This window comes from Actinomyces massiliensis 4401292, from assembly GCF_000269805.1.
GTDB classification, from domain to species: Bacteria; Actinomycetota; Actinomycetes; order Actinomycetales; family Actinomycetaceae; genus Actinomyces; species Actinomyces massiliensis.
In genome coordinates this window covers 1-1,116 of sequence record NZ_AKIO01000028.1, presented here as the reverse complement: position 1 = coordinate 1,116, position 1,116 = coordinate 1, and the positions used below count along the sequence as shown (strand labels likewise).

1 protein-coding gene is annotated in these 1,116 nt (G+C 68.8%); it reads right to left on the bottom strand.

Going from position 1 to position 1,116, the window contains the following annotated elements:
- Positions 1-1,054, bottom strand: a 1,054-nt coding sequence (locus W5W_RS14315) for an IS110 family RNA-guided transposase (protein WP_017193824.1), incomplete at its 3' end; no start/stop codon positions are given.
- Between the last annotated feature and the right edge of the window lie 62 nt (positions 1,055-1,116).

Genomic DNA, 1,116 nt, shown 5'->3' with positions numbered 1-1,116 from the left:
TGGAGACCGGGTCGGTGCGCAGGGAAGCGAAAGCTGAGAGGAACATGGCCCGTTTGAGGCGCTTGTTGCCACCATGAGAGACGTGCTCACCGCGGATGGAGGACCCCGAGCGTCTCGTGACGGGTGCCAGGCCGGCGTAGGAGGCCAGGTGCGCGCCCGTGGTGAAGGTCTTGCCCAGAGTCCCGGCCAGGAAGACAGCGGCGGTCCTGACCCCGACCCCGGGCATGGAGGTCAGGACCGGGTAAAGAGGGTGGGCCTCCACCAGAGCCTCGACCTGGGCGGCGATATCCGCTCTTTGGGTGTGCAGGGCGATGAGCTGGCGCGCCAGGTGCGGCAGGACGACACCGGCCGCGTCGGTCCCCGCGACGGTGACGGTCTGCTTGCTCAGGGCCTCGACGATGGCCTGGGCCCAGGCGGCGTGGCGCCGGCACCCGTTGGCCTTGAGTTTGGCATCGATCCGGGCTCTACCTGCCTTCCTCAACGCCGCCGGGGTGGGCCAGGTGGCGATCACCTCCAGCACGCTGTCGTGCTCCAACCAAGGTCCCAGCACTCCTTCGAGGGCGGGATGGATTTGGGTGTACAGGCCGCGGATGCGGTTGGAGACCTGGTTGACCTGGCGGGCCAGGTCCAGATCGAAGCCGGTGAGCATGCTCAGCGCGGCGGCGTCCTCGTCGCTGGACGTGATCGACCTCAGCGTGTGCGGCATGGTGCGGGCCGCGCTAGCGATCACGGCTGCGTCGCGTTGGTCCGTCTTGGCAGACCCGGGCGACAGGTCGGCGATGCGCCTCATCGACAGGCCAGGCAGGTAGCCCACAGTGATGCCCATGTCCTGGGCCACCGCCACTGCCAGGGCCCCGATAGTGGCGGGCTGGTCGACGACCACCAGCAGCCGGCCGTGCTCGCCGAGATGCTCGTAGACCTCGCGCAGGCGGGCCTCGTCATTGGGCAAAGGCCTGTCGTGCAGGCACTCGCCCGCCGTGGTCAGGGCGGTCGCCCAGTGCTCGCTCTTGCCAACATCGATACCGATGAAGACGTCGATGTCGTCCACCTGCATGACAGGCTCCTCTCGTTCGGCGCGTGCGGGGCCAGCCCTCGGCGAGCGGTTCCGCACCCACG